Annotated in this window: 20 protein-coding genes and 4 tRNA genes; 9 read left to right on the forward strand and 15 right to left on the reverse strand. The window is 39.6% G+C overall.

What is annotated here, in order from left to right:
* The 8 genes from H5087_RS13845 to murB form a co-directional block, all read right to left on the reverse strand.
* Positions 1–125: GTP-binding protein (locus H5087_RS13845; protein WP_033023824.1), on the reverse strand; the 125-nt coding region annotated here is incomplete at its 3' end.
* A 129-nt stretch (positions 126–254) separates the two neighbouring features.
* Positions 255–330 (reverse strand) — tRNA-Thr (locus H5087_RS13850).
* 11 nt (positions 331–341) lie between these two features.
* Positions 342–416 (reverse strand) — tRNA-Gly (locus H5087_RS13855).
* A gap of 44 nt (positions 417–460) precedes the next feature.
* Positions 461–545: transfer RNA gene (locus tag H5087_RS13860), tRNA-Tyr, on the reverse strand.
* A gap of 40 nt (positions 546–585) precedes the next feature.
* Positions 586–661: transfer RNA gene (locus tag H5087_RS13865), tRNA-Thr, on the reverse strand.
* A 126-nt stretch (positions 662–787) separates the two neighbouring features.
* Positions 788–1,498 carry a type III pantothenate kinase gene (locus tag H5087_RS13870; protein WP_182672404.1) on the reverse strand — a complete coding sequence of 237 codons (711 nt, stop codon included), beginning with the start codon at positions 1,496–1,498 and terminating at the stop codon, positions 788–790.
* Positions 1,495–2,487 (reverse strand): bifunctional biotin--[acetyl-CoA-carboxylase] ligase/biotin operon repressor BirA, encoded by a 993-nt coding sequence (birA, locus tag H5087_RS13875; protein ID WP_182672406.1) that lies wholly within the window; start codon positions 2,485–2,487, stop codon positions 1,495–1,497. Before birA ends, H5087_RS13870 begins: the two co-directional genes overlap by 4 nt.
* Positions 2,487–3,494: a UDP-N-acetylmuramate dehydrogenase gene (gene murB, locus H5087_RS13880; protein ID WP_182672407.1), complete on the reverse strand. Its 1,008-nt coding sequence runs from the start codon at positions 3,492–3,494 to the stop codon at positions 2,487–2,489. Before murB ends, birA begins: the two co-directional genes overlap by 1 nt.
* Positions 3,495–3,637: 143 nt before the next feature.
* Between murB and H5087_RS13885 the strand changes: the two genes are divergently transcribed.
* Positions 3,638–5,479, forward strand: coding sequence for a M1 family metallopeptidase (locus H5087_RS13885; protein WP_182672494.1), 1,842 nt, complete (start codon positions 3,638–3,640; stop codon positions 5,477–5,479).
* A gap of 58 nt (positions 5,480–5,537) precedes the next feature.
* On the opposite strand, the gene H5087_RS13890 is transcribed toward H5087_RS13885, so the two are convergent.
* The gene (locus H5087_RS13890) at positions 5,538–6,137 is read right to left on the reverse strand and encodes a DUF2057 domain-containing protein (protein WP_004334921.1); all 600 of its coding nucleotides are present in this window, start codon (positions 6,135–6,137) and stop codon (positions 5,538–5,540) included.
* Between the two features lie 92 nt (positions 6,138–6,229).
* Between H5087_RS13890 and H5087_RS13895 the strand changes: the two genes are divergently transcribed.
* The 3 genes from H5087_RS13895 to H5087_RS13905 all read left to right on the forward strand — a co-directional run bounded on the left by H5087_RS13895 (position 6,230) and on the right by H5087_RS13905 (position 9,797).
* Positions 6,230–6,598, forward strand: a complete 369-nt coding sequence (locus tag H5087_RS13895) for a histidine triad nucleotide-binding protein (RefSeq protein WP_004334923.1) — start codon at positions 6,230–6,232, stop codon at positions 6,596–6,598.
* 219 nt (positions 6,599–6,817) lie between these two features.
* Positions 6,818–7,474, forward strand: a complete 657-nt coding sequence (locus H5087_RS13900; RefSeq protein ID WP_004334929.1) for a response regulator transcription factor — start codon at positions 6,818–6,820, stop codon at positions 7,472–7,474.
* A 166-nt stretch (positions 7,475–7,640) separates the two neighbouring features.
* A complete protein-coding gene (locus H5087_RS13905) occupies positions 7,641–9,797 on the forward strand; it encodes a response regulator (RefSeq protein ID WP_182672408.1) in 2,157 nt (718 codons plus the stop codon).
* Positions 9,798–9,826: 29 nt separating this feature from the next.
* Here the strand turns inward: H5087_RS13905 and H5087_RS13910 are convergent, their stop codons facing one another.
* The 3 genes from H5087_RS13910 to H5087_RS13920 form a co-directional block, all read right to left on the reverse strand.
* On the reverse strand, positions 9,827–11,242 hold the full coding sequence (locus H5087_RS13910; RefSeq protein ID WP_182672409.1) for a mannose-1-phosphate guanylyltransferase/mannose-6-phosphate isomerase: 1,416 nt from the start codon (positions 11,240–11,242) through the stop codon (positions 9,827–9,829).
* A gap of 75 nt (positions 11,243–11,317) precedes the next feature.
* Positions 11,318–12,091, reverse strand: coding sequence for an amidohydrolase (locus tag H5087_RS13915; protein ID WP_149601945.1), 774 nt, complete (start codon positions 12,089–12,091; stop codon positions 11,318–11,320).
* Positions 12,079–13,221 carry a methionine aminotransferase gene (locus H5087_RS13920; protein WP_182672410.1) on the reverse strand — a complete coding sequence of 381 codons (1,143 nt, stop codon included), beginning with the start codon at positions 13,219–13,221 and terminating at the stop codon, positions 12,079–12,081. The genes H5087_RS13915 and H5087_RS13920 overlap by 13 nt, the downstream gene beginning before the upstream one ends.
* 108 nt (positions 13,222–13,329) lie before the next feature.
* Here H5087_RS13920 and H5087_RS13925 point away from each other — a divergent pair, with 108 nt between their 5' ends.
* From H5087_RS13925 to H5087_RS13940, 4 genes are all read left to right on the forward strand, one after another.
* Positions 13,330–13,959, forward strand: a complete 630-nt coding sequence (locus H5087_RS13925) for a methylthioribulose 1-phosphate dehydratase (RefSeq protein ID WP_004334937.1) — start codon at positions 13,330–13,332, stop codon at positions 13,957–13,959.
* On the forward strand, positions 13,956–14,642 hold the full coding sequence (gene mtnC / locus H5087_RS13930; protein ID WP_182672411.1) for an acireductone synthase: 687 nt from the start codon (positions 13,956–13,958) through the stop codon (positions 14,640–14,642). The genes H5087_RS13925 and mtnC overlap by 4 nt, the downstream gene beginning before the upstream one ends.
* Complete coding sequence (locus H5087_RS13935; protein WP_182672412.1) at positions 14,639–15,181, forward strand: acireductone dioxygenase; 543 nt, start codon at positions 14,639–14,641, stop codon at positions 15,179–15,181. The genes mtnC and H5087_RS13935 overlap by 4 nt, the downstream gene beginning before the upstream one ends.
* Positions 15,182–15,310: 129 nt before the next feature.
* Complete coding sequence (locus H5087_RS13940; RefSeq protein WP_007579871.1) at positions 15,311–16,375, forward strand: RelA/SpoT domain-containing protein; 1,065 nt, start codon at positions 15,311–15,313, stop codon at positions 16,373–16,375.
* On the opposite strand, the gene mtnA is transcribed toward H5087_RS13940, so the two are convergent.
* Positions 16,364–17,392 carry an S-methyl-5-thioribose-1-phosphate isomerase gene (gene mtnA / locus H5087_RS13945; protein WP_182672413.1) on the reverse strand — a complete coding sequence of 343 codons (1,029 nt, stop codon included), beginning with the start codon at positions 17,390–17,392 and terminating at the stop codon, positions 16,364–16,366. The two genes, H5087_RS13940 and mtnA, sit on opposite strands and share 12 nt — an antisense overlap.
* 129 nt (positions 17,393–17,521) lie before the next feature.
* Between mtnA and mtnK the strand changes: the two genes are divergently transcribed.
* Positions 17,522–18,739 carry an S-methyl-5-thioribose kinase gene (mtnK, locus tag H5087_RS13950; protein ID WP_182672414.1) on the forward strand — a complete coding sequence of 406 codons (1,218 nt, stop codon included), beginning with the start codon at positions 17,522–17,524 and terminating at the stop codon, positions 18,737–18,739.
* A gap of 46 nt (positions 18,740–18,785) precedes the next feature.
* Here the strand turns inward: mtnK and H5087_RS13955 are convergent, their stop codons facing one another.
* Both H5087_RS13955 and H5087_RS13960 read right to left on the reverse strand, forming a co-directional pair.
* Positions 18,786–20,267: an FMN-binding glutamate synthase family protein gene (locus H5087_RS13955; RefSeq protein WP_182672415.1), complete on the reverse strand. Its 1,482-nt coding sequence runs from the start codon at positions 20,265–20,267 to the stop codon at positions 18,786–18,788.
* A gap of 175 nt (positions 20,268–20,442) precedes the next feature.
* Complete coding sequence (locus H5087_RS13960; protein ID WP_182672416.1) at positions 20,443–22,221, reverse strand: DUF885 family protein; 1,779 nt, start codon at positions 22,219–22,221, stop codon at positions 20,443–20,445.
* Between the last annotated feature and the right edge of the window lie 238 nt (positions 22,222–22,459).

The following is a 22,459-nucleotide window of genomic DNA, read 5'->3' on the forward strand; positions in this document are numbered from 1 at the left end:
CCGCCGTATACTTTTGCAAGTACGTTAGTGATTGCTGCAGTTAGTGTAGTTTTACCGTGGTCAACGTGGCCGATTGTACCAACGTTTACGTGCGGTTTTACGCGTTCAAACTTTTCTTTTGCCATGACGGAACCTATCAGTTTTGTGTATCTAAATTACATATGAAAATAATCCACCAAAGGTAGATTAAGTTAATCTTTTTCAAATAGTATTTTCTGACAGATAAAGGAAGTAATCAAGGAGATTCTTAGGACTGGTGCTGATAGGCAGAGTCGAACTGCCGACCTCACCCTTACCAAGGGTGCGCTCTACCAACTGAGCTATATCAGCAACACAAGAACTGGAGCGGGCAGCGGGAATCGAACCCGCATCATCAGCTTGGAAGGCTGAGGTAATAGCCATTATACGATGCCCGCATAAAAATCTGTTCTTAAACTACCTCTAACCGTCAAGAATAAAGTGGTGGAGGGAGCTGGATTCGAACCAGCGAAGGCTGAGCCGTCAGATTTACAGTCTGATCCCTTTGGCCGCTCGGGAACCCCTCCACGATAATTCTCTACTAATTCACTTCCGGTAAAAGGAAAGTGGTGCCGACTAACCGAGTCGAACGGTTGACCTACTGATTACAAGTCAGTTGCTCTACCAGCTGAGCTAAGTCGGCACTGCTTTAGTACGGGGCGAGATATTAGAGTAAGGTTTATTGGGATGCAACTATAAAATTAAAAAAAGTGTAAATTTTTAGTTTAAATGCTCAATATTCACGCGAAAACACGTTTTTTGCACTTTTTTATGTTGTTTTGCTTAGCTGGTGCCAGTAATTTAACCCCTTCATTACGAGTAATGAATCAAAAATACTTCCCTCAAATTGCTGTTGTAAAAGCAAGCCATAGCCACCAGCAAAAATTATTTGTACTTTTTGCTCTGTTTTTTTATCCGTTAAGTGCAACTTAGCTTGCTCAATTGCTCCAATGGTTGCTACTAAAGCACCATTTTTTAAACCATTAGGCGTATTTTTACCCAGTTCATTGGTAAATGGAGTTTTACCATCATCAAAAACACGTTGAGTATTTTGTGTAAGTGATGAGGTCATTAAATCAAGCCCAGGTAAAATCCAGCCACCTAAATGCAACCCTTCACTACTAAGCACATCAATTGTTGTCGCAGTACCCGCATCAACAACAATGCATGCTGTGTTTGGATATAACGTAAATCCAGCAATAAGCGCAAGCCACCTGTCTATGCCTAAGTTAGCTACATGCTCGTAAGCGCATACAAGATCTCCAAGCGTTTTGGTTACCTTGGCTTCAAGACAAATAATATTATTGCTAGCCGCTTGCGCGAGAATATCGTTTAGTAAATCACTGCGCCCTACACATGCATAAATCACTTCGGTTATTTGTAACCAAGGCAGGTTATTTATATCTGCCGGTTGTGCTTGCTCGTTATGCCACAACACAGCTTTTAATGATGTATTTCCTACGTCGATCAATAATTTCATAATTGCGCCTTTCTAAGGGAGACTTCCCCACCGTAATAACTTTTTACCTCCCCGTCTTGGCGAATTCGTATTCCACCTTGTGGGTCAATACCTTCACATATTCCACGCCAACTTCGGTGCCCTGTGTTTAGTTCAACATATTCACCAGCAAACGCATTGAGCGAATTCCATTGCTGATACATAGCTTGCAAACCCGTTTGACGATACTGCGCTAAACGCTGCTCTAAATGGTGAGTAAGAGAAGCCACAAGTTGGTTTTTATCGAGCTTTTGAGTATGTTGATTTAAGTCGGTCCACGCTTGGTCTATATGCTGACTAAAGCTCTCAGGCATTTGTAAATTAATACCGATACCAATCACTAACTGACAAGGTCCTTGCGGTTGTCCATCTAATTCAACCAATACACCTGCAAGTTTTTGCTTATTTATATAAATATCGTTAGGCCACTTAAGTTCTACGTCAACTTGGTATAACGCTTTAATAGCATCATAAACAGCAAGACCTACTGCAATTGATACGCCCATTGCAGCTTGTAAGCCGTCATCTAAACGCCAAAAGTAACTGTAATACAGATTAGCGCCAAATGGGGACTGCCAAACACGGCCGCGTCTACCACGTCCTGCTTGCTGCATTTCAGCAACAATAACAGTGCCAGACTCAAGCGTTGTTTTGGCCTGTATACGGCGCATAAGCTCGCTGTTGGTCGAATCAATAATAGGGTGTACTTCTACATCGGCAGTATTTGCACCTAGCGCTTTGTAGTGCTGATCAATTTGCGTTTTATTTAAAAGGCCCACCTGACTATTCAAACAATAGCCTTTGCCAGTCACTTTAAAAATATCCAAGCCCATTTCTTGTAACGTTTTAATATGTTTACTTACCGCAGCTCGGCTAATACCTAGCTTTTCACCCAAGGCTTGGCCAGATACAAAGCCTCCTTGGTTGAGTGCATTTAATATAGCGAGTTTGTTTCCATCAGGTGCTTTCATTACTTAGGCTCCGCGTAAATATGGCATTCGCTGCGTGCATCCATTAAACGTACTTCGTGCTCTAACATAATGTTGTAACGCGTATAAACAACTTGCTGAATGTGTTTAATCATTTTTATTAGGTCGCTGCCTTCACTATTTCCGTGATTAACAAGTACTAGAGCTTGTTGTTGATGCACTTCTATACCTGCCTCGCGGTGCCCTTTTAAATCACTTTGATCGATTAACCAACCTGCCGCGACCTTGTGATGACTTTGCCCATATTCGTAATGAGGTAAATCGGCAAATTGCTTTAATAGTTCAGCTAACTGCTGGTTGGTTATTATAGGGTTTTTAAAAAAGCTGCCCGCATTGGCAAGTGTATATGGGTTAGGTAATTTGCTATTACGCGTTTTTATAACCTGATCGAATACAGCTTGCGGGGTGATGCTTGAGAGCTGCTGCAAAGGGCCATAACTTAATGCTGGTTGCCATTTTTTTGGGAGCGCTAAGTGTACTTGCGTGATCACCGCTTTATTTTTAAGGGCATGTTTAAATATTGAGTCTCTGTAAGCAAATTCACATTGCTCGTTATTTAATGAATACATAGTGTTAGTGGTTATATCAAAGTACTCTACCAACTCAACAAATTTAGCTATCTCAACACCATAAGCACCAATATTTTGTACCGGCGATGCGCCAACAGTGCCCGGTATAAGTGCTAAATTTTCAAGCCCTGGTATATTTTTCTCTAATAAATAGCTAACTAGTTGATGCCAGTTTTCGCCTGCGGCAATACTTATTAGTGTGTCGTTCTCGCGCTCGGTAATTTTAATACCTTTTAAAGCTATTTTTATAACCGTACCCATGTAGTCATTTAAAAATACGGTATTACTGCCCTCGCCCAGCAAACAAAACGGTGCACTAAAATTTTGCGTTTTAAGTTGCTCAAGCTGAGTAATTTCAACAAAATTTTGGCATTGGCTGTTTAATGCGAATGTATGTAAGGAGTGTAATGAATGCGCCACAAAGCTCTCTAAAAATACCGGTAACTAATCGCAATAGTTTACCTCATCGTCGCAAATGTGGCACTAGATTGTAAAAATCACTCAACCCGCCGTGTCAATCGTGATATAAAACCAGCACTTTTTTATTTGTGTTCAGAGTAATGATGAAAATTAAACCTCTTTTTTTAAGCCTCGCTATGGCGGGTATGTGTTCGCAAGCAATGGCTAATGCGATTGACCAAAACTCGTATGCTAACCTTGATGATGTTGTTACTACTCACTTAAACCTTGATTTAGATGTCGATTTTGCCGACAAGCAGTTAGAAGGTTTTGTAGAGCATACTCTTCAGTGGAACAACAGCAAAAGTAGAACTCTCGTACTTGATACCCGCGACTTAGACATTGATAAAGTAATGTACAAAGAGCAAAGCGGCAACTGGAAAAAAGCGACTTTTGATTTAGCTAAGCGAGATGACGTTAAAGGTTCAAAGCTTACTATTGTGTTTAAAAACCAAGCTGAAGTAGTTCGTATTTATTACAACAGTCGCCCAGAAGCTTCAGGCCTGCAATGGTTAACACCAGAGCAAACGGCAAGTAAAACGCATCCATTTATGTACAGCCAATCGCAAGCAATTCATGCACGTAGTTGGATCCCAGTGCAAGATACACCCGCAATGCGTGTAACTTACTCTGCACGAATTCATACACCAAAAGATATACGTGCTGTAATGAGTGCAGATAACAAAGATGCGCTTTATAAAGATGGCGACTACATTTTTGATATGCCACAAGCAATTTCACCTTACCTAATTGCTATTGGCGCAGGTAACTTAGAATTTAAATCAATGTCGCATCAAACAGGCATATTTGCTGAACCGACAATTTTAGATGCCTCAGTTGCTGAATTTGACGACACCCAAGCCATGATCGATAAAACAAACGCGATGTACGGCGAATATGCATGGGGTCGCTACGACTTATTAATGCTACCACCAAGTTTTCCGTTTGGTGGCATGGAAAACCCACGCTTATCATTTATTACTCCAACGGTTGTTGCCGGTGATAAAAGCTTAGTTAACCTTATTGCTCATGAGCTTGCTCATTCTTGGTCAGGTAACTTAGTAACTAACGCAACGTGGGAAGATTTATGGTTAAACGAAGGTTTTACCTCGTACGTTGAAAACCGCATTATGGAAGAAGTATTTGGCCGTGACCGTGCGGTTATGGAACAAGCACTTGATTCAGCGTCTTTACGCGCACAACTTAAAACAATTGATGCACCAGATACACGCCTTAATTTAAAACTTAACGGCCGCGACCCAGACGATGCATTCAGTTCAGTGCCTTACACTAAAGGTCAATTATTTTTAATTTACCTAGAAAACAAATATGGTCGCGATAAGTTTGACCCGTTTGTAAAAGCGTACTTTAAAGAGTTTTCGTTTAAATCACTTACTACCGCGCAATTTGTTACTTACTTAAAAGCTAACTTAATTGAAAAGTATCCTGGTGTTGTAAGCATGGATAAAGTAAACGAATGGATTTTTGAACCTGGATTACCAAATGATGCGCCAAACCCTACTTCTGATGCATTTGATAAAGTAGATACTGCAACAGCAGCATGGCTAAAAGGCGACACAACTGCAGCTCAACTGCCAACAGCTGATTGGTCTGTGCATGAGTGGCTACACTTTTTAAATAACTTACCACGTGATTTAAGCCAAGAGCACATGGTAGAGCTTGACTCAGAATTTAACCTAACACAGTCAACTAATGCTGAACGTGCATTTGCTTGGTTTATGCTAGCAGTAGGAAATGGTTATCAACCAATTTACCCTGCACTTGATAAGCACTTATCAGGTATTGGCCGTCGTAAATTAATTGTCCCATTATATAAATCCCTTATCACTAACGGTAAAAAAGAGTGGGCACAAAGCGTGTACTTAAAAGCACGCCCTGGGTATCACCCTCTTGCACAAGGTACTATTGACGCATTATTTGAATAAATAGCGTTAACTAGAAACTAAAAAGGGCCAAATTTGGCCCTTTTGTTTTGCTATTTTTCTACTTTGTCACTTTTTCTAAAAAAGCTTTACGCTCTGCAGTTGTGGCTTGTTGCCACCAAAAATCAAGCATTTGCGGCGCACTTGGCATGCCTTTACCTGTAATTGGTGCTATCGGCTTTATTGGCTGACTAGGACGAGAAGGTCCTGCAGGCATTGTATTTTGCATTACCGGTTTATTGCTTGCTAGCTGCGTGTTAGAAATAACACTTAAAGGCTTAGCAACAGCGCTACTTTTTGCTTTTAAACTAACTTGTGGTGCTTCTGCAAATACTTTTGCAGATACTGCATTTTCAGCACGATTAAACACTAAGGTATAATCTTTACCTGCTTCAACAGTTACACTTACCCAAAATGGTTCCGACTCCACAACTTCATGCGTGTCATAATCATCTTCATATAAATCGGTATATTTTAGCCTAAGCTGGTAAGTTCCTGGCGCAAGCTCTACATCATCAATACGGCTAAACAAAGAGCTTTCTAGCATTTTATCGCCCACTTGTAGTGGTACAATTTCTTCTGGAAAGTGAATGTTTTCAGCATTAGCCGAAAAACTAAGTAGTAATGCAACTGCACTACTTATTAAAATTGGTTTAAGCATATTAACTCCTTTATTTGATTTCAGTTTGACACTGCTTTGAAAGTTTGTCATTAGTGAGCTTAAAATTCATAACACTTAATTAGGAACACACTATGAGCCAAGAGACTATTTTTACCAAAATAATTAATCGTGAAATTCCGGCCGACATTGTCTACGAAGATGAAGACACCCTCGCATTTAAAGATATAAACCCACAAGCACCATTTCACGTGTTAATTATTCCAAAAAAAGCAATTGCTACTATAAATGATATAAACCCTGAAAACTCACATTTAGTAGGCAATTTATACGTTGTTGCGGCAAAATTAGCTAAGCAACACAATTTTGCTGAGGACGGATACCGCGTAGTCATGAACTGTAACGAACATGGTGGACAAACCGTTTATCACATACATTTACATATGCTTGGCGGTAAAGAAATGGGATGGCCACCTTACCAAAATGTAAAAAAAGTAAATTAATTAAAGATTTTTATCTAACTATTCTGCTCAACCAACTAATTACAAATGTTATGATTTTTCATGGTTATAAAGAATAAATAGTTACTTATTTGCAACATTTTATGTTTAAATAATCGTAAAATCGTATTTGTTATTGAGTGCTTCAGCGACTTTCTAATACAAAAGGTGCGGAAGTCGTGATAAACTTAAACAGTCAGCTTTATAAAAGAGTATAAAAACATGAGCAGTTCAGCCTTTTTGTTATTAGATCAAGAGCCAATTAACACTATTGGTATTAACGTTTTAGAACCTTTGTTAAAAACGCAAGGCCTTGACGTAACCACGGGTACTAATATTTTAGATATACCTGAAGGGACTCGACTTTTGTTTATCGAAACATCTAGCAAGGATGCATGGGGAAAACTAAAAGAACAACTAGTAAACCTACGTATTAAATGCGATATCATATTATTTAATCTAGACGAGAACCCTGAGCTTGCTAATCGTGCATTGTTGAGCGGTATTCGTGGCGTATTTTACACAACAGATAACGCCGATGTATTAATGAAAGGTATTCGCTTACTACTTGAAGATCAGCTTTGGTACCGTCGCGATATTATGTGTAATGCATTAAATCGTATGCTGCAATTTAATAAAGATGCGCTGCATAAACTAACCGAAGGCGATATTGAGCCTGTTAAACTTACTAAGCGAGAAAAAGCAATAATCTCATTAATGAGTAAAGGTTCGAAGAATAAAGAAATCGCAGAAGATTTAAGTATCAGTCCACACACAGTTAAAACACATTTATATAGCGCATTTAGAAAAACTAAATGTCGTAACCGTATTGAGCTCCTATCTTGGGCACAACAAAATATCCCTGATGAAATTCGTTAATCATATATTTAGTTTAAAATTAAAAACAGACACTTAGGTGTCTGTTTTTGTATGTGTTACACACTTATTGAATACCAATTTGCTTGCCTAAGTGATCTGTTTTGATAATTGGTATAAGTGTATACTTTTGATAATCTTAGTTTAAAACTACTTTGCTGGAATATTAATGCTCGACTCTTTCACTCTTTATTTTGCCAGCATCGCCATCATGGTTGTAATGACCTTACTTAACTTTTTAACATGGCGAACAAACAAACAAATATCGGGCACGCTGCTATACATTTTCTATCCCATATTGATATTAGGCTCTGTTATTGGTTTTACTCTTGTTGGTGATACACATAATTTAGTGATTATTAGCGCTGCTAGTAGCATGATGTTTGCCGCATCAATAGTGCATTGTTTATCGCTCAGTCAGTTTTTAAATTATCACGGTATTGGTTTTAAATTACTTTGCTCAGTGACCGCTTTTTGCACTGTAATGCTTGGCTATTACACCTTTTTTGACCCATCTTTACACGAAAGAGTGATTGCATCCGATATACAGCACATAGCAGAGGCCGGCTTTTTACTCTTTATATTTATTAAGTACGCGCGCAAACCCTACCCTAATGGCAGCATTGTATACATAACCATTTTAACGCTTGTTGCTTTGAGCTTTATTGGCCGCTCGTTATTTATGGATAACATTGAACAAAAAAATCTTTTAGTAAACGGCTGGTTTAGCTCTTTGCTATTTTTAAATGGCGTAATTGCACCCATGTTTTATGCTGCAGGTATGGCGTTATTATGTAATGAGCGCAGAGAGCAGCACCTCAATAAACTCGCCGATAAAGCACAAAAAGATTTAGAAATTCGCGGGCTCTTTTTATCAACAATAAGCCACGAAATTCGCACCCCACTAAACGGTATTTTAGGCAGCGCCCAACTTGTTATGAACCAAACAAGTGATACCCGCAATAAAGCCTATTGCGAGGCGATTATAAATTCTGCCGAATCACTTAACTTGTTGGTAGATAAGGTCCTTGATTACGCGAGCCTAGATCAAAGTGACGAAGCGCTTTACGAAGAAGATGTAGAATTTAAAACATGGCTTAATAATTTATGTTTATTACTAAGCCCAATGGCCGAGCAAAAGCAGCTAAAATTTGAGCTGATCTATAATATTCCTGAGCAAGCCTGTTATTACTGCGACCAACAAAAACTTAGACAAATAATTATTAATTTAGTCGGTAACGCCATTAAGTTTACAGATCACGGAACCGTTAAAATTCAGGTTGATTTAGTATTAGAAAAACAACTTGAGCACACGATAAAAATTAGTGTAAAAGATTCAGGGCCAGGTATAGAAAATGACGAGATAGCCTACTTAACAGAACCTTATGTACAAAGTAGTGCAGGAAAAGAGAAAGGCGGAACCGGCCTTGGTTTAGCTATTACTAGCCGCCTGCTTGAAAAGCTCAGTAGTCGACTCGAAATAGCCAGCCAGCTTGGTACTGGTAGTGTATTTAGCTTTACCGTTACTTTTACTTTAGGTGAATTAAGCCTTGTAGAGCAGCGCCATCAAACTAAAGATTACTTAACAGGTCTTGATGTATTACTGGTTGAAGATTTAGATTTAAATCAAAAAATTGCTATAGAATTTATGGCCGACGATGAACACAAAATTAAGCTCGCAAAAGATGGGAAAAGTGCCATAGAGCTCATGCAAGCTCACCACTTCGATGTTGTTTTGCTTGATATGAACCTACCTGATTTAACAGGCCAAGAAGTACTTAAACGTCTAAAGCGCATAGATCATAAAAATCAACGAACGCCAGTACTCGCATTTACTGCAAGCCTTAGCCCTGACGAAGTAAAAGAGTATTTAGAATTAGGAATAAAAGACATTGTAGGCAAGCCTATTAAGCATGAAAAGCTTCGCCAAGCACTTAGCGACTCCCAATCTAATCAAACTGCGAGTATTGCAGTAGAACTTATTGATACCTTGTATGACAAAACAGCGGCCGAAACACTCACCAGCTCATTTAGTGAAGATGAAGTATCGTCGATTTATAATGAGTTTGTGCTCTCGGCGCGTAACAAGCTAATTCGCTGTCAAAAGCTTATTGACCAACAACCAGAGCAATGCATTAAACTTTTACATCGCCAAGCAAGTACCGCTCTGCAACTTGGTTTTAATCGCTATGGTATTGAGCTTAAAAAAATAGAGCGCCGTTTACTCGATAAAAAGCCACATAACGACATGCTTGATGAAGCATTAGATCTGTGGCAACGCAGCTTAGAGCAATATTTAAAGTTTGTGCGTGGGCAGTTAGAGTAATAGTGAATTAGCTTTAAAAAAGCTAATGATTAACCCCTTCCATATTTATCATCAAATCGCTCTATATCGCTTTCATCAAGTACAGTACCGGTTTGCACTTCAATGACAATTAACGGCTCTTTTTGATTATTAGCCAAACTATGAATTTGCTTAGCCGCGATATAACACGATTGGTCGTGCGTTAGCGTATACGCTTGCTTATCAATACACACATCTGCAATACCCGAAACCACAACCCAATGTTCAGCACGATGCTGATGGCGCTGCGTCGAAAGCTTAGCACCGCTGGTAACAGTAATTTTTTTAACTTTAAAGCCAATGCCTTCAACCAAAGTACGGTAATTCCCCCAAGGGCGAAAAACCACTTGATGATGATTAAGTTTATCAGCCTGTGTTGTAGCAATTTTCTTAAGCAACAAAGGCAGAGAATCTAGCTCATTTTGGTTTGCAATTAACGTGGCATCATGAGTATGAATAATTGCTAAATTGCTAACTCCAAGCGTGGCAATAGTGTGTTCAGCCTCGTTAATAACTAAGTTATTAGTGCTTTTTTGAGCCATATAATTAGCGTTTAAACTATTACCGTTTTTATCTTTTTTTGTAAGCGCATCAAGGGATGAAAAACTACCTACATCACTCCATTTTAAATCAACAGGCATAACAACTACGTTATTACTGCGCTCTAAAATGGCGTAATCAATTGAATCGCTTGGGCAGTGTTCAAGCGCACTGTTGCTTGGGCGGGTAAACCCTAAATCTTTAGTAAATTGCGCCGCTGCAGCGACACTCGTTGCTATTTTTGGCGCAAACCGTTCGAGCTCTTTTAAATAGGCTGCAGGGGTAAATAAAAACATCCCGCTATTCCAGCTATAACCACCTTGAGCTAAATAGCGGCTCGCTGTATCTACGTCAGGCTTTTCTTTAAATTGTGCAACATCGTAACAACCCGTTCCAACAATAACCGCGCCTTGTTTTATATAACCATAGCCAGTATGAGGCTCTGTAGGAGTAATAGAAAACGTCACTAGCTTTCCTTGCTCGGCAAGTTTTACAGCTTCAGGGAGCTTAGCCGTTAATACATCAAAGTTTTTAATATGATGATCGGCAGGCATCACTAATAGCGGGCCGGTAATCCCATTTTGCAGCGCATAGTGGGCGACTAATGCGATGGCAGGCGCGGTATTTTTACCTTTAGGTTCGAGTAATAATGCAGTAGGAATTGAGCTTTCAGCCTGCTCGGCGGCAATAAATCGGTGCTGCTCGTTACACACTAAAATAGCATTATCAAACAACTCATTAGAAACACGCGCCAACGTACTTTGTAGCAATGACGTGTTTTCATTTAGTAGTGGTAAAAATTGTTTAGGCATTGCTTGGCGAGAAAGCGGCCACAAGCGAGAGCCTATGCCACCTGCTAAAATTACAGGAGTGATTAAAGTGTTCATAATGTACATTAGCCGCCAACAAAAATATCAGCGACTATTTTAACACTTTATTGGCTCTGCGCTAAATTAACGTGTTTATATTAATGTAAAAGAGTCTGCATCTAAATAGGCAGGAAACGCTGCTTTAAACTCATCCAGTGGCGCTTTTTCAAGCGTGATAGTAACTAGTTGCTCAGTGTTATCTTGCGCTTTAGTTAACGCATCGCCTTTGAAGTCGTATACTGCCGTACCGCCATTGTGCGCCACACCATTACCGTCGTCACCCACACGATTAACACCTACTACGTAACACAGGTTTTCCATTGCACGCGCCATAAGTAACGTATCCCAAATATGGCGGCGTACAGCAGGCCAATTTGCTACGTTTATCATTACATCGTAGTCGTTATTATTACGTTGAAATACCGGAAAGCGCAGGTCATAGCATACTTGCGGTAATAGTTTAAAACCATTGATTTCAAAAACTTTGCGCGCTTGCCCTGCTACAACATAATCGCCCTCGCTGCCTAAGCGAAATAAATGGCGCTTATCGTAATAACTCACCTCACCATCGGGTTTTACCCAATAAAACCGATTCGCTTTTTTATCGCCTTGTGCAACAAGTACCGAACCGGCAATAACCGCATTATGTTTATGAGCCTGTGCCTTTAACCACGTCAGTACTTTACCGTTTTCAGGCTCTGCACAATCTAAATTAATGGCAAAGCCAGTCGAGAATGTTTCGGGCAGTAAAATAAGATCGGGCTGATGCGTAATTGCTTCAAGCTGCTTATTAAACATGGCTAAATTAGCATCTTTATCAAGCCAATAAAGCGAGCTTTGCAATGCTGTAATGGTTAAAGTTGACATAATATTTGCGCAGCCTCTATGAGAGTGTTGTCGTTTTTAGCAAAGCATAAACGAATTACTTTGTCGGTTGGTGGATTTTGATAAAAAACACTTAACGGAATAGCCGCAACACCGGCTTGCTCAACTAACCAATGGCAAAATTCAACATCGTTTAAATCCGATACATCGCTGTAATCTAACAATAAAAAGTAAGTGCCTTGGCTAGGTAGAATTTTAAAACGGCTGTTACTTAAATGACTCGCTAATAAGTCGCGTTTTTGCTGATAAAACCCGCTTAGCTCATCTATATGCTCACCTTGCTGCTCGAGCATATCGGCAAGCGCATGCTGTGCGGGGGTAAAACTTGAAAACGTAACGTACTGATGAATTTTTCTAAATTCGACAGCTAAATCAGCAGGTGCAATACAGTAACCCATTTTCCAGCCCGTGCTGTGAAACGTTTTACCAAAACTCGATACAACAAAGCTTTTGGCAAATAATTCATCATCGCGTAATACGCTTAAATGCGGTTGTTCATCAAATGTAATGTGCTCATATACCTCATCGCTTATTACATACAAATTGTGAGTACCAACTAACTCTTTAAGCGCTTTTATATCTTGTGGCTGTAATATTTTACCGCTTGGGTTATGAGGCGTATTAATAATAATTGCACGGGTATTTTTAGTAATAGCTTGGCTTACTACTTGCCAATCAATAGTGTAATTTGGCGCACTTAAAGCAATGTGTACCGACTTTCCACCAGCGAGTTCAATTGCCGGTTGGTAAGAGTCATATGCAGGGTCAAATACAATCACTTCATCATTTGGGCGCACAATTGTTTGAATAGCCACAAACAATGCCTCTGTTGCACCCGAGGTAACAGTCACTTGATCAGCCGCGTTTATATCAGCTGCATATTTGCGCTTTGCTAAATCAGCAATTTGTTGCTGTAATCGTGGTACACCACTTGAAGGTGAATATTGATTAACGCCCTGCTGCACATAATAATTTAACTGCGTTTTTAAAAGATCAGGAGCATCAAACTCAGGAAAGCCTTGAGAGAGATTAATTGCCGAAAACTCATTAGCCAACCCACTCATTTGGCTAAATATACTAACGCCTAAATTTGGTAATTTACTTTCAAACACGTGATACCCTTAATGATGGTTTTGCGCTTAAAGCGATGCTATCATTGCTTAAAACAGAAGTATAGCCGTCTAAAAACAATTAACTTTACGCTCATTAGTGAGGAATGTATGCAAAACAATACCGCTATTTCACAACTTATTGAAGCCGGAAAATGGGTTAGCCAAAAAGGCTGGGTACCCGCAACAGGCGGAAACTTTTCAGCTCGTACTAGCACTGGCTTTGTTGTTACAGCAAGTGGGCACGATAAAGGCTCACTGACGCAAGAGCATTTTTTGCAATTAGATCACCAAGGCGAGCGCCTAGCAGGAGCTGTAAAACCATCGGCAGAAACACAATTACACCTAAGTTTGTATCAGCTAATACCTGATGCGCAGTGTGTTTTGCATACTCACTCTGTAGCCGCTACCGTACTGTCGCAAATTACCCAAGGGCATCAGCTTGATTTAACAGGCTATGAAATGCAAAAAGCACTGAGCGGCTTTACTTCGCATTTAGAAACGCTGAGCATTCCTATTTTCGATAACGATCAAGATATTGACCGATTAAGCCTACTGGTCAGTGACCATCATTTACACACGCCGATAGAGCATGGCGTACTGATACGTGGCCATGGTTTATATGCAGTAGGACGTAATATTGATGAAGTTCGTCGCCACTTAGAAGCCTTAGAGTTTTTATTTAGTTGCGAACTAGAGCGCTTAAAAATAATAGGTATTCAAGCGGGAGTAACTAAATGATTAAAGCCATTTTAACCGACATCGAAGGCACAATAACCCGTATCTCGTTTGTTAAAGAGGTGTTGTTTCCTTACGCGGCAAAACAGTTACCTACCTTTGTACGTGCCAATACTAATAAGCCCGATGTAGCCGAGCAAATTAATGCCGTAAAAGCGCTTATCGAAAAGCCAAACGCCGATATAGAAGAAGTCATTAGCACTTTACTTACCTGGATTGATGAAGATAAAAAAATCACTCCACTTAAGCAGTTACAAGGCTTAATTTGGCAAACAGGGTATGAACACGGTGATTTTAAAGGTCATTTATACCCAGATGCATTTGATTTTTTACAAGCTCAACACAACAACGATATTACTTTATATGTGTACTCGTCAGGGTCGGTAAAAGCGCAGCAGCTACTTTTTAAATACAGTGATTATGGCGACATTCGTAGCTTGTTTACTGACTTTTTTGACACCAAAGTTGGCGCAAAACAAGAGCAAATAGCCTATAACACTATTGTTGAGCTGTTACCGTTTAAAGCAGCAGAAATACTCTTTTTAAGTGATGTAGCCGGCGAGCTTGATGCCGCACAAGCTGCGGGCTTAAAAACACTACATTTAATTCGTGATGGGCAAGCAAGCACTAAAGCACACCCTTATATTAATGACTTTAGCCAATTTAAATTGGAGCCATTAGTATGAGCCAATTAACAATATATGCCGACAACGATGCAAACAAAGCACTTGTAAGCACATCAAATGCTGATGATATTGTAAATCAACTAGCTAAAGTAAACGTACGCTTTGAACAGTGGCAAGCAAATGCAGGTATTAATGAGCACACCACCCATGAGCAAATTATTAGTGCGTACAAAAACGATATAGATCGGTTAAAAACTGAAAATGGCTATCAAACAGTAGACGTTATATCTCTAGCTAAAGGTAATCCTGCCTCATCAGAGCTGCGCAAAAAGTTTTTATTTGAACATACTCATAGTGAAGACGAAGTGCGTTTTTTTGTAAAAGGCCAAGGGTTATTTTGCCTACATTTAGGCAATAAGGTTTATCAGGTACTTTGCCAACAAGGCGATTTAATTTCAGTGCCTGAACTTACCCCGCATTGGTTTGATATGGGAAGCGACCCTGAGTTTACTGCCATTCGCTTATTTAACAATACAGAAGGCTGGGTAGCAAAAAGCACTGACTCGTCTATTGCAGAGCAATTTCCCTTGCTCGATTAATAAAGCTCAGTGCACGCATGCCTAAACTATATTTTCTATAAGCGTATTTATGCTATTTGCAGGATGACTTCAATCACTTAACTCTGTAATATTATTTTAGCAATGCAGCTGATAAAGAGTAACTTTCTAATGGTGAACGAACAATATCAAAAGTCTAAACAACAACTAGCCTACTCACGTAAGCAAGTTGAAAAGGCTGGTCGTATTTTTCGTAAAAATGAAGGTGATTTTGACTTTGCAATAGAGGTTGTACAGAACTATCGTGCAGCACATTTATATCCGCTGACTATTATTAAAAACCTCGTATGGAAACATGTAAAAAAGCTTCATTTGCTAGAATCGGCGACCATAGTTAGACGCTTAAAGCGCTTGCCAACTATTATAGATAAGTTACAAAGAGCCTCGTTGGATGGTAAAAGTGAAAACGCAATAAATCTAAAGCGAATGCACGATATAGGTGGCTGCCGAGTAATCTTAGATAATCTAGAGCATCTATATCAACTCAACGCCAGTTTAGACTCGAGTAGAGCTGTTCATAGCGTTAAGTCATATGATTATATTGAAAACCCAAAAGCGACGGGCTACAGAGGTATTCATCGTGTTTATAAAAGTTATAACAATTTAGAATCTCACGATTATAAAGGCTTTCAAATTGAAGTTCAGTTGCGCACTAGGCTTCAGCACCTTTGGGCTACTACTGTTGAAATTGTAGATATTATTGAAAAAGAAACACTAAAAACTAATCCCCAAGCAGCCGACACAGATTGGAAGCGATTATTTTTTATCATGGGTGAGTTTCTTGCAGTCAAAGATGGTTCAAATCAATTAAGTTCACAACAATCGCAGGCCTTTGTTGATGAGCTTTCGGCACTAAATAAAAAGCTAGCCGCATTTCATAAGCTTGATGCATTTAATCGCGCATTCCAAGTTGACGAAATTAAAAATAAATCGAAAGATACAGGCTTTGCTTTACTCGTTCACAACACAGAAACACAAATGGGTCGAGTCTTTTTATATGCAGAAAATAAAAAGCAAGAAGCTCTAACGCATTACGCCGAACAAGAAAAACAAACTCACAATAACGTGCTTCTAGTTGCAGGGAGCGACTTGAAATCAATAGAAAAAGCCTACCCCAACTACCTAAATAGTACCTCTGAGTTTCTTTCAGAATTCAGTCGCATATTATTGAGTTAGCTCTTTAAGTTTACCCATTAATACTTGTTGCTGGTTATACACACCTGTATCTAACACCCACCCTGTGACCAGTTTTGCCGGCGTTATATCAAATGCAGGGTTATACACATTAGCATTAGTGGGTGCCCATAAAGCCTCACCAAAGCTACCGCTAACTCCGCGCACTTCTTGAGGATTACGTTGCTCTATTTCTATATCATCACCACACGCGGTGTTGGTATCAAGCGTGGTAATAGGCGCAACTACATAAAATGGAATGTTATGAAAATACGCAAGTACGGCTAAATTATAGGTGCCCACTTTATTGGCAAAATCACCATTGGCAGTAATACGATCAGCCCCTACTACTATTTTATCTACCTTACCTGCAGCCATTAAACTTGCCGCCATATTATCGCAAATTAATGTGTACGGAATTTTCCAGCGCTCAAGCTCAAAGGCAGTTAAGCGGCCGCCTTGTAATAATGGTCGTGTTTCATCAACCCACACATGTACGTTGCCATGTTTTTGCTGCGCTTTGTAGATAACACCTAGTGCAGTACCAATACCAGCGGTTGCAAGCGCCCCTGTATTACAATGAGTTAATATGTTGTCGCCACTATTTATAAGCTCGGCACCACGGTTTGCCATTCGTTCACACAGCTCAATATCTTCAATAAACAACCGCTCAGCAGTACTAACAATACCGGCAACATAATCGCTTTGCGTTAAAGCTTTTCGCAATGCCGCCATACAATGCATTAAATTAACCGCCGTTGGACGAGTGGCTTCTAGTTCATTGATTGCTTTTTCAAGCTCACCTTTAACTATCCCTTGCTCAGCTAAATACGCCACTAACAAGCTCGCGCCTAAACCAATAAGTGGGGCTCCACGCACTTTTAAGTTAATGATCAGCTCTTTCATGGTTTCTACATCATGGCACTGATGCCATACCTGCTGGTGAGGTAGTAAATATTGGTCGAGCACACTAAGCGACCCGTTTTCATATTTTAAACTGCTTGCGATTAAGTTTTGCATAATGCTTAAGGTATTAAAAATGCGTAACGTTATTTTACACCACTTTGAATAACTCTCAAGTTAGACTTATAGACATCTAAACATTTAAAAGTATAGAATGCTTAAAAGCTGATTTTTGAGATTTAAACCATGACTAACTATGTTGCTTTTAATGCACAGCGCGCTATCGATTACGTATCGACATTAATTGAATCTAAACAATGTAATTTTTTTGATTCCGGACAAACCTTATCGGCATATGAGTTTGGTGATGGCAATCTTAATTTAGTATTTAGAATTACTGATGAGCAAAACAATAGTGTTATTTTAAAGCAAGCTCTGCCTTACGCGCGTTGCGTGGGTGAGTCGTGGCCATTAACACTTGATAGAGCCCGTATAGAAGCACAAGTTTTACTTAACCATGGTGCTATTTGCCCTGCTTATACTGCTAATGTTTTACATTATAGTGAAATACAAGCCCTGACTATTTTAGAAGATTTAGGTAATTTACAAATATTGCGTACTGCACAAAATAATGCGGAGCAATTTCCTAAATTGGCGCAGCATGTAGCGACCTACTTAAGCCACACCGGCTTTTATAATTCAGATTTTTACTTAAGCGCGCAAACTAAAAAAGCGCTCGTTAGTCAATTTACTAATCCTGAGCTTTGCCAAATCACGGAAGACTTATTTTTTAGCGATCCGTACATTGAGCACGAACGCAATAACTACCCTAAGCAACTACAAAACGAAGTTGACGCAATACAAAAAAACAACGCATTAAAATTAGAAATAGCAAAACTAAAAGCTAATTTTTTATCTAACCCGCAAACATTACTTCATGGTGATATGCACAGCGGTAGCATTTTTGTTGATTGTAATAACACAAAGATGATTGACCCTGAGTTTGGCTTTTTTGGGCCTATTGGGTTCGATATTGGCTCTTTTATTGGTAATTTACTATTGAATTACTGCGCGCAAGCAGGTCATATTGATGACTTTGTAGCACGTCGCAATTACCAAACACATTTACTTAGCTGTATCGTAGACACCTATAGTTTATTTGAGCTGCAATGGCTTGAATTAATACGCACTAAAACATTAGATGAATCATTAGCGCCAGTAGGCTATGCGCAATACTTTATGAAAAACGTATTGCAAGATGCTGTTGGTTACTGTGGCGCTGAGTTAATTAGGCGTACTATAGGGCTTGCGCACGTAAGCGATATAGATAGTATTAGTGATGACAATGCGCGCCTTACAGTGCAAAAACAAACATTAGCACTAGGCGAGCAACTTATTTTAAATGCACAAACATGCAACAACAAAGAAGCATTTTTTAGTTTATTAATAAGCCAATTAAACTAACAAGCATTAAAAAAGGCGCTATAAGCGCCTTCCAGTTAGTTAAAGCTTACTTGTAGTTTTCATAAATCTTATCAAGCGGCTCTGAAAGCCCACTTTCTTGCACTATCCGAACATGTTTACGGCCTAATTCACGTGCACTTGTTACACCACATGAGTGAGCAATTAAACCGGCTCCGTAATGAATGTATTTATTATAGTTAGCTACTCGTTGCGCTTTATCAGCTACATTTAAGCCGCGTTGCAAACGCTCGTTATGCGTAGTGATACCCGTCGGACAGGTATCTTTATTACATTGCATTGCCTGAATACAGCCCAGTGCAAACATATGACCACGAGCCGATACAACAAAATCAGCACCGAGCGCTAATGCCCATGCAACCTTTGAAGGAACGATTAATTTACCCGATGCAATAATTTTCACGCGATCTCGAAGCCCGTGCTTTTCAAGCATATTGACTACAAGCGGCAAGCTTTCGCGAAGAGGTAAACCCACCGAATCCATAAGCGGCTGCGGTGCAGCCCCCGTACCACCATCGGCACTATCAATTGTTATAAAATCGGGTGCTGACTCAATGCCACGATGATTTATTTCTGCAAATAACGTTTCTAACCATGTGTAATCACCAATAACGGCTTTAAAGCCTGTTGGTTTTCCTGTGGCATTACGTACAGTGGCAATCATATCGAGAATGTCGGCTGGTTTTTTGATTTCAGGGTGCCCATTTGGGCTAATCGAATCTTGCCCTTCTGGAATACCCCTAATTTTAGCTATTTCGGCGTTAACTTTACGCCCTGGGAGCATTCCACCCTTGCCAGGTTTAGCACCTTGGCTCATTTTTAGCTCGAACATTTTGACTTGTTCGTGAGCTGCTATTTCTTTAAGTTTCTCGGTGCTTAAGTTTCCATGCTCGTCTCGGGCACCATATTTAGCTGTACCAATTTGAAATACCAAATCGGCGCCACCTTCAAGGTGGTAAGGGCTTAAGCCTCCTTCACCTGTGTTCATCCAGCAACCCGCTAATTTAGCACCTTTTGATAAAGCGCGCACAGCAGGCTTTGAAAGCGCACCAAAGCTCATGCCCGACACATTAAATAACGAATTAGTGGTGTAAGGTGTTTTACAGTATGGACCTAAAGTAACATTACTCGGGTCGAGTGCCTCTTCATCTAAAGTAGGAAAAGCACAGTTCATAAACATAACCGTACCCGTCACTTCTAAGCTTTGTGTTGAACCAAATGCAGCGGTGCGATCGACATCTTTTGCTGCGCGGTAAACCCAACTGCGCTCAGCGCGGTTAAATGGCATTTCTTCTCGATCGAGGGCAAAAAAGTATTGTCTGAAAAATTCACCTTGGCGTTCAAAAAAATATCGAAAGCGGCCAATTACTGGGTAGTTACGCCTAATAGCATGTTTTGTTTGTGTTATATCGCGAAAGTAAAAAATAATAACAGTAAGCACAATTAACCCAAGTGCGATAATAAAAATACTCGCAAATACGTCAATACTAAACATAATGAAATTGCTCATCTAAGGCCCCTTGATGGCTATATTTTTAAATAATACCTATTGCGTAGTATGTGAATATTTTGACGATTGGAGTCGCTAAAATAAACTACATTACTAGGTCTGTGGTATAAAAAAGGTGTTGCGGTCAAAATGACACAACACCTTTGTTTGTTCAAGGTTTATAAGCCCTACAAAGCTAATTTTGCAGCTTAGCTAACTCATTTTTTATATATAAACGTACCTGTGTTTCTAATACTGACAAGGGCACTGAACCATGGCGAAGAACCTGATGATGAAATTCGCGAATATCAAAATTTGGTCCAAGCGCTTGCTCTGCTTCAACACGTAAACGTTTAATAGTTAACTCACCAATTTTGTATGACAGTGCCTGAGCTGGCCAAGATATATAACGGTCAGTTTCTGTTTTAACATTATGCAGCGAAAGCGCGGTGTTCTCGCTCATAAAGTTCATAGCTCGCTCGCGGCTCCAGCCATACATGTGCATCCCTGTATCAACAACCAAACGTGCTGCTCGCCACATTTCATAAGTTAAGCGACCAAAACGGCTATATGGGTCTTGATAAAAGCCTGCCTCTAAACCTAAATATTCAGAGTAAAGCCCCCAACCTTCGCCAAATGCCGAAAGGTAAGCATCACGACGATAGCTCGGCAAATTTTCAAGCTCTGCATTAAGTGATATTTGTAAATGATGACCTGGCACTGCTTCGTGCAACGTTAATGCTTCTAAAACATACAAAGGGCGCTTATCTAAAGCGTAAGTATTTACCCAGTAGTATCCAGCTTCATCATCTCGATTAGAGCCAGAATACCGACCTGTTGTGTATTTAGGGGCAATACTTGCGGGTACCGGTGCCACGCCATAAGGTTTGCGCGGTAAGGTATGAAATAACTTAGGCAGCTGTGCATCCATTTTTTTAGCAATGTAAGATGCTTCTTTCAAAAGTTGCTCAGGTGTTGTTGCGTAAAACTGTGGGTCGGTACGTAAAAAGTGAATAAACTCAGCAAATGAGCCTTTAAAACCAACTTCTTTTATTACAGCTTCCATTTCACCTCGAATGCGAGCAACTTCTTTTAAGCCTAGCTCGTGGATCTCTTTAGGTGTCATGTCGGTAGTGGTGTAATGCTTAGCACGGTTTTTATAAAAAGCTTTGCCATTAGGGGTTTCTGAAATACCAATACTTGTGCGGGCGCCCGGTTGGTATTGCTCAGTAAAAAACGTTAAGTAGCTTTTATATGCTGGTATTACTTTATTTTTTAAAACAACTTTAGCTCGCTGTTGAAATGCATAAAAGTCACTCTCACTTAAACTGGCAGTGTTAGCTAAAAACGGTTTATAAAATTCTGATTGAGTTACATCATCAACAATATAAGTACTTATGGAGTCTTCGTATCCTTCTAAAACTGCTTTTGGTTGGGTGAGACCTGTTTCGAGCCCTTTTTTCATCCAATATATATTTTGCTCAAAAAAGCGGGGGATTTGTGCTAAACGTGCAAGGTATGTCTCTAAATCTTGCTCTTTTTTATATTGGGAACTGTTAACGATGTACGACAGACCGGAGTGAAAACCATACTCAGATGTAAGCGGCATGTAATGCGCATTAAACACATATTCGTCTACGCTATTTTGCACTTGAGCACGAATAATACTTAAGTTAATTTGATTTTCGTCACTAAGCTTAGTTGCATCTACAGCATCTAAGTCTGCTAATAATTGAGTATTACTTTTGTACTGCTCTGCTAAAAATTCTGGCGATAAATTGGCAAGTAAGTAACCATCAACCCCTTTTGAACTGCTATAAGGGTTTATACTTTCTCTATATTGAACAATAGATTGTGCTACTTGAGTAAACTGCTCATTCGCATTGGGTGTGGTTATTTGACATGCACTTAACGAACATAAAGCAGTTATGCCAAGAAGCGTTTGGCGAAGCGTTTTTGGTAAAAAAAGATTCATTATTATTTAACTTGATGATGCAATAGATTGCATAAAACTATCTTAGGCTAAAGAAATAGCAAGTAAATGAGACAAACTAGCATATTGAAATAATGCTACATACGTTAACAGAAGTAAAAACCAGCCGAATTGATGAGAAAAACAGCGATTGGGCTGCTAAAGTAAAATTTAAGTTCCCTAACTATCGTTTTTGCTTTTAAATAGCGCGGATAATGATTACTGTATAAAAAAATAATAA

Source organism: Pseudoalteromonas sp. SR43-7, assembly GCF_014163785.1.
Taxonomy (GTDB): domain Bacteria; phylum Pseudomonadota; class Gammaproteobacteria; order Enterobacterales; family Alteromonadaceae; genus Pseudoalteromonas; species Pseudoalteromonas distincta.

Excerpts from the sequence above, each read along its gene's own strand:
- birA (WP_182672406.1), bottom strand. The coding sequence starts at position 2,487 with ATGAAAGCACCTGATGGAAACAAACTCGCTATATTAAATGCACTCAAC.
- H5087_RS13905 (WP_182672408.1), top strand. The coding sequence starts at position 7,641 with ATGCTCGACTCTTTCACTCTTTATTTTGCCAGCATCGCCATCATGGTT.
- mtnA (WP_182672413.1), bottom strand. The coding sequence starts at position 17,392 with ATGCAAAACTTAATCGCAAGCAGTTTAAAATATGAAAACGGGTCGCTT.
- H5087_RS13890 (WP_004334921.1), bottom strand. The coding sequence starts at position 6,137 with ATGCTTAAACCAATTTTAATAAGTAGTGCAGTTGCATTACTACTTAGT.
- mtnC (WP_182672411.1), top strand. The coding sequence starts at position 13,956 with ATGATTAAAGCCATTTTAACCGACATCGAAGGCACAATAACCCGTATC.
- mtnK (WP_182672414.1), top strand. The coding sequence starts at position 17,522 with ATGACTAACTATGTTGCTTTTAATGCACAGCGCGCTATCGATTACGTA.
- H5087_RS13915 (WP_149601945.1), bottom strand. The coding sequence starts at position 12,091 with ATGTCAACTTTAACCATTACAGCATTGCAAAGCTCGCTTTATTGGCTT.
- H5087_RS13910 (WP_182672409.1), bottom strand. The coding sequence starts at position 11,242 with ATGAACACTTTAATCACTCCTGTAATTTTAGCAGGTGGCATAGGCTCT.
- H5087_RS13870 (WP_182672404.1), bottom strand. The coding sequence starts at position 1,498 with ATGAAATTATTGATCGACGTAGGAAATACATCATTAAAAGCTGTGTTG.
- H5087_RS13925 (WP_004334937.1), top strand. The coding sequence starts at position 13,330 with ATGCAAAACAATACCGCTATTTCACAACTTATTGAAGCCGGAAAATGG.
- H5087_RS13900 (WP_004334929.1), top strand. The coding sequence starts at position 6,818 with ATGAGCAGTTCAGCCTTTTTGTTATTAGATCAAGAGCCAATTAACACT.
- H5087_RS13960 (WP_182672416.1), bottom strand. The coding sequence starts at position 22,221 with ATGAATCTTTTTTTACCAAAAACGCTTCGCCAAACGCTTCTTGGCATA.
- H5087_RS13940 (WP_007579871.1), top strand. The coding sequence starts at position 15,311 with ATGGTGAACGAACAATATCAAAAGTCTAAACAACAACTAGCCTACTCA.
- H5087_RS13935 (WP_182672412.1), top strand. The coding sequence starts at position 14,639 with ATGAGCCAATTAACAATATATGCCGACAACGATGCAAACAAAGCACTT.
- H5087_RS13885 (WP_182672494.1), top strand. The coding sequence starts at position 3,638 with ATGAAAATTAAACCTCTTTTTTTAAGCCTCGCTATGGCGGGTATGTGT.
- H5087_RS13955 (WP_182672415.1), bottom strand. The coding sequence starts at position 20,267 with ATGAGCAATTTCATTATGTTTAGTATTGACGTATTTGCGAGTATTTTT.
- H5087_RS13895 (WP_004334923.1), top strand. The coding sequence starts at position 6,230 with ATGAGCCAAGAGACTATTTTTACCAAAATAATTAATCGTGAAATTCCG.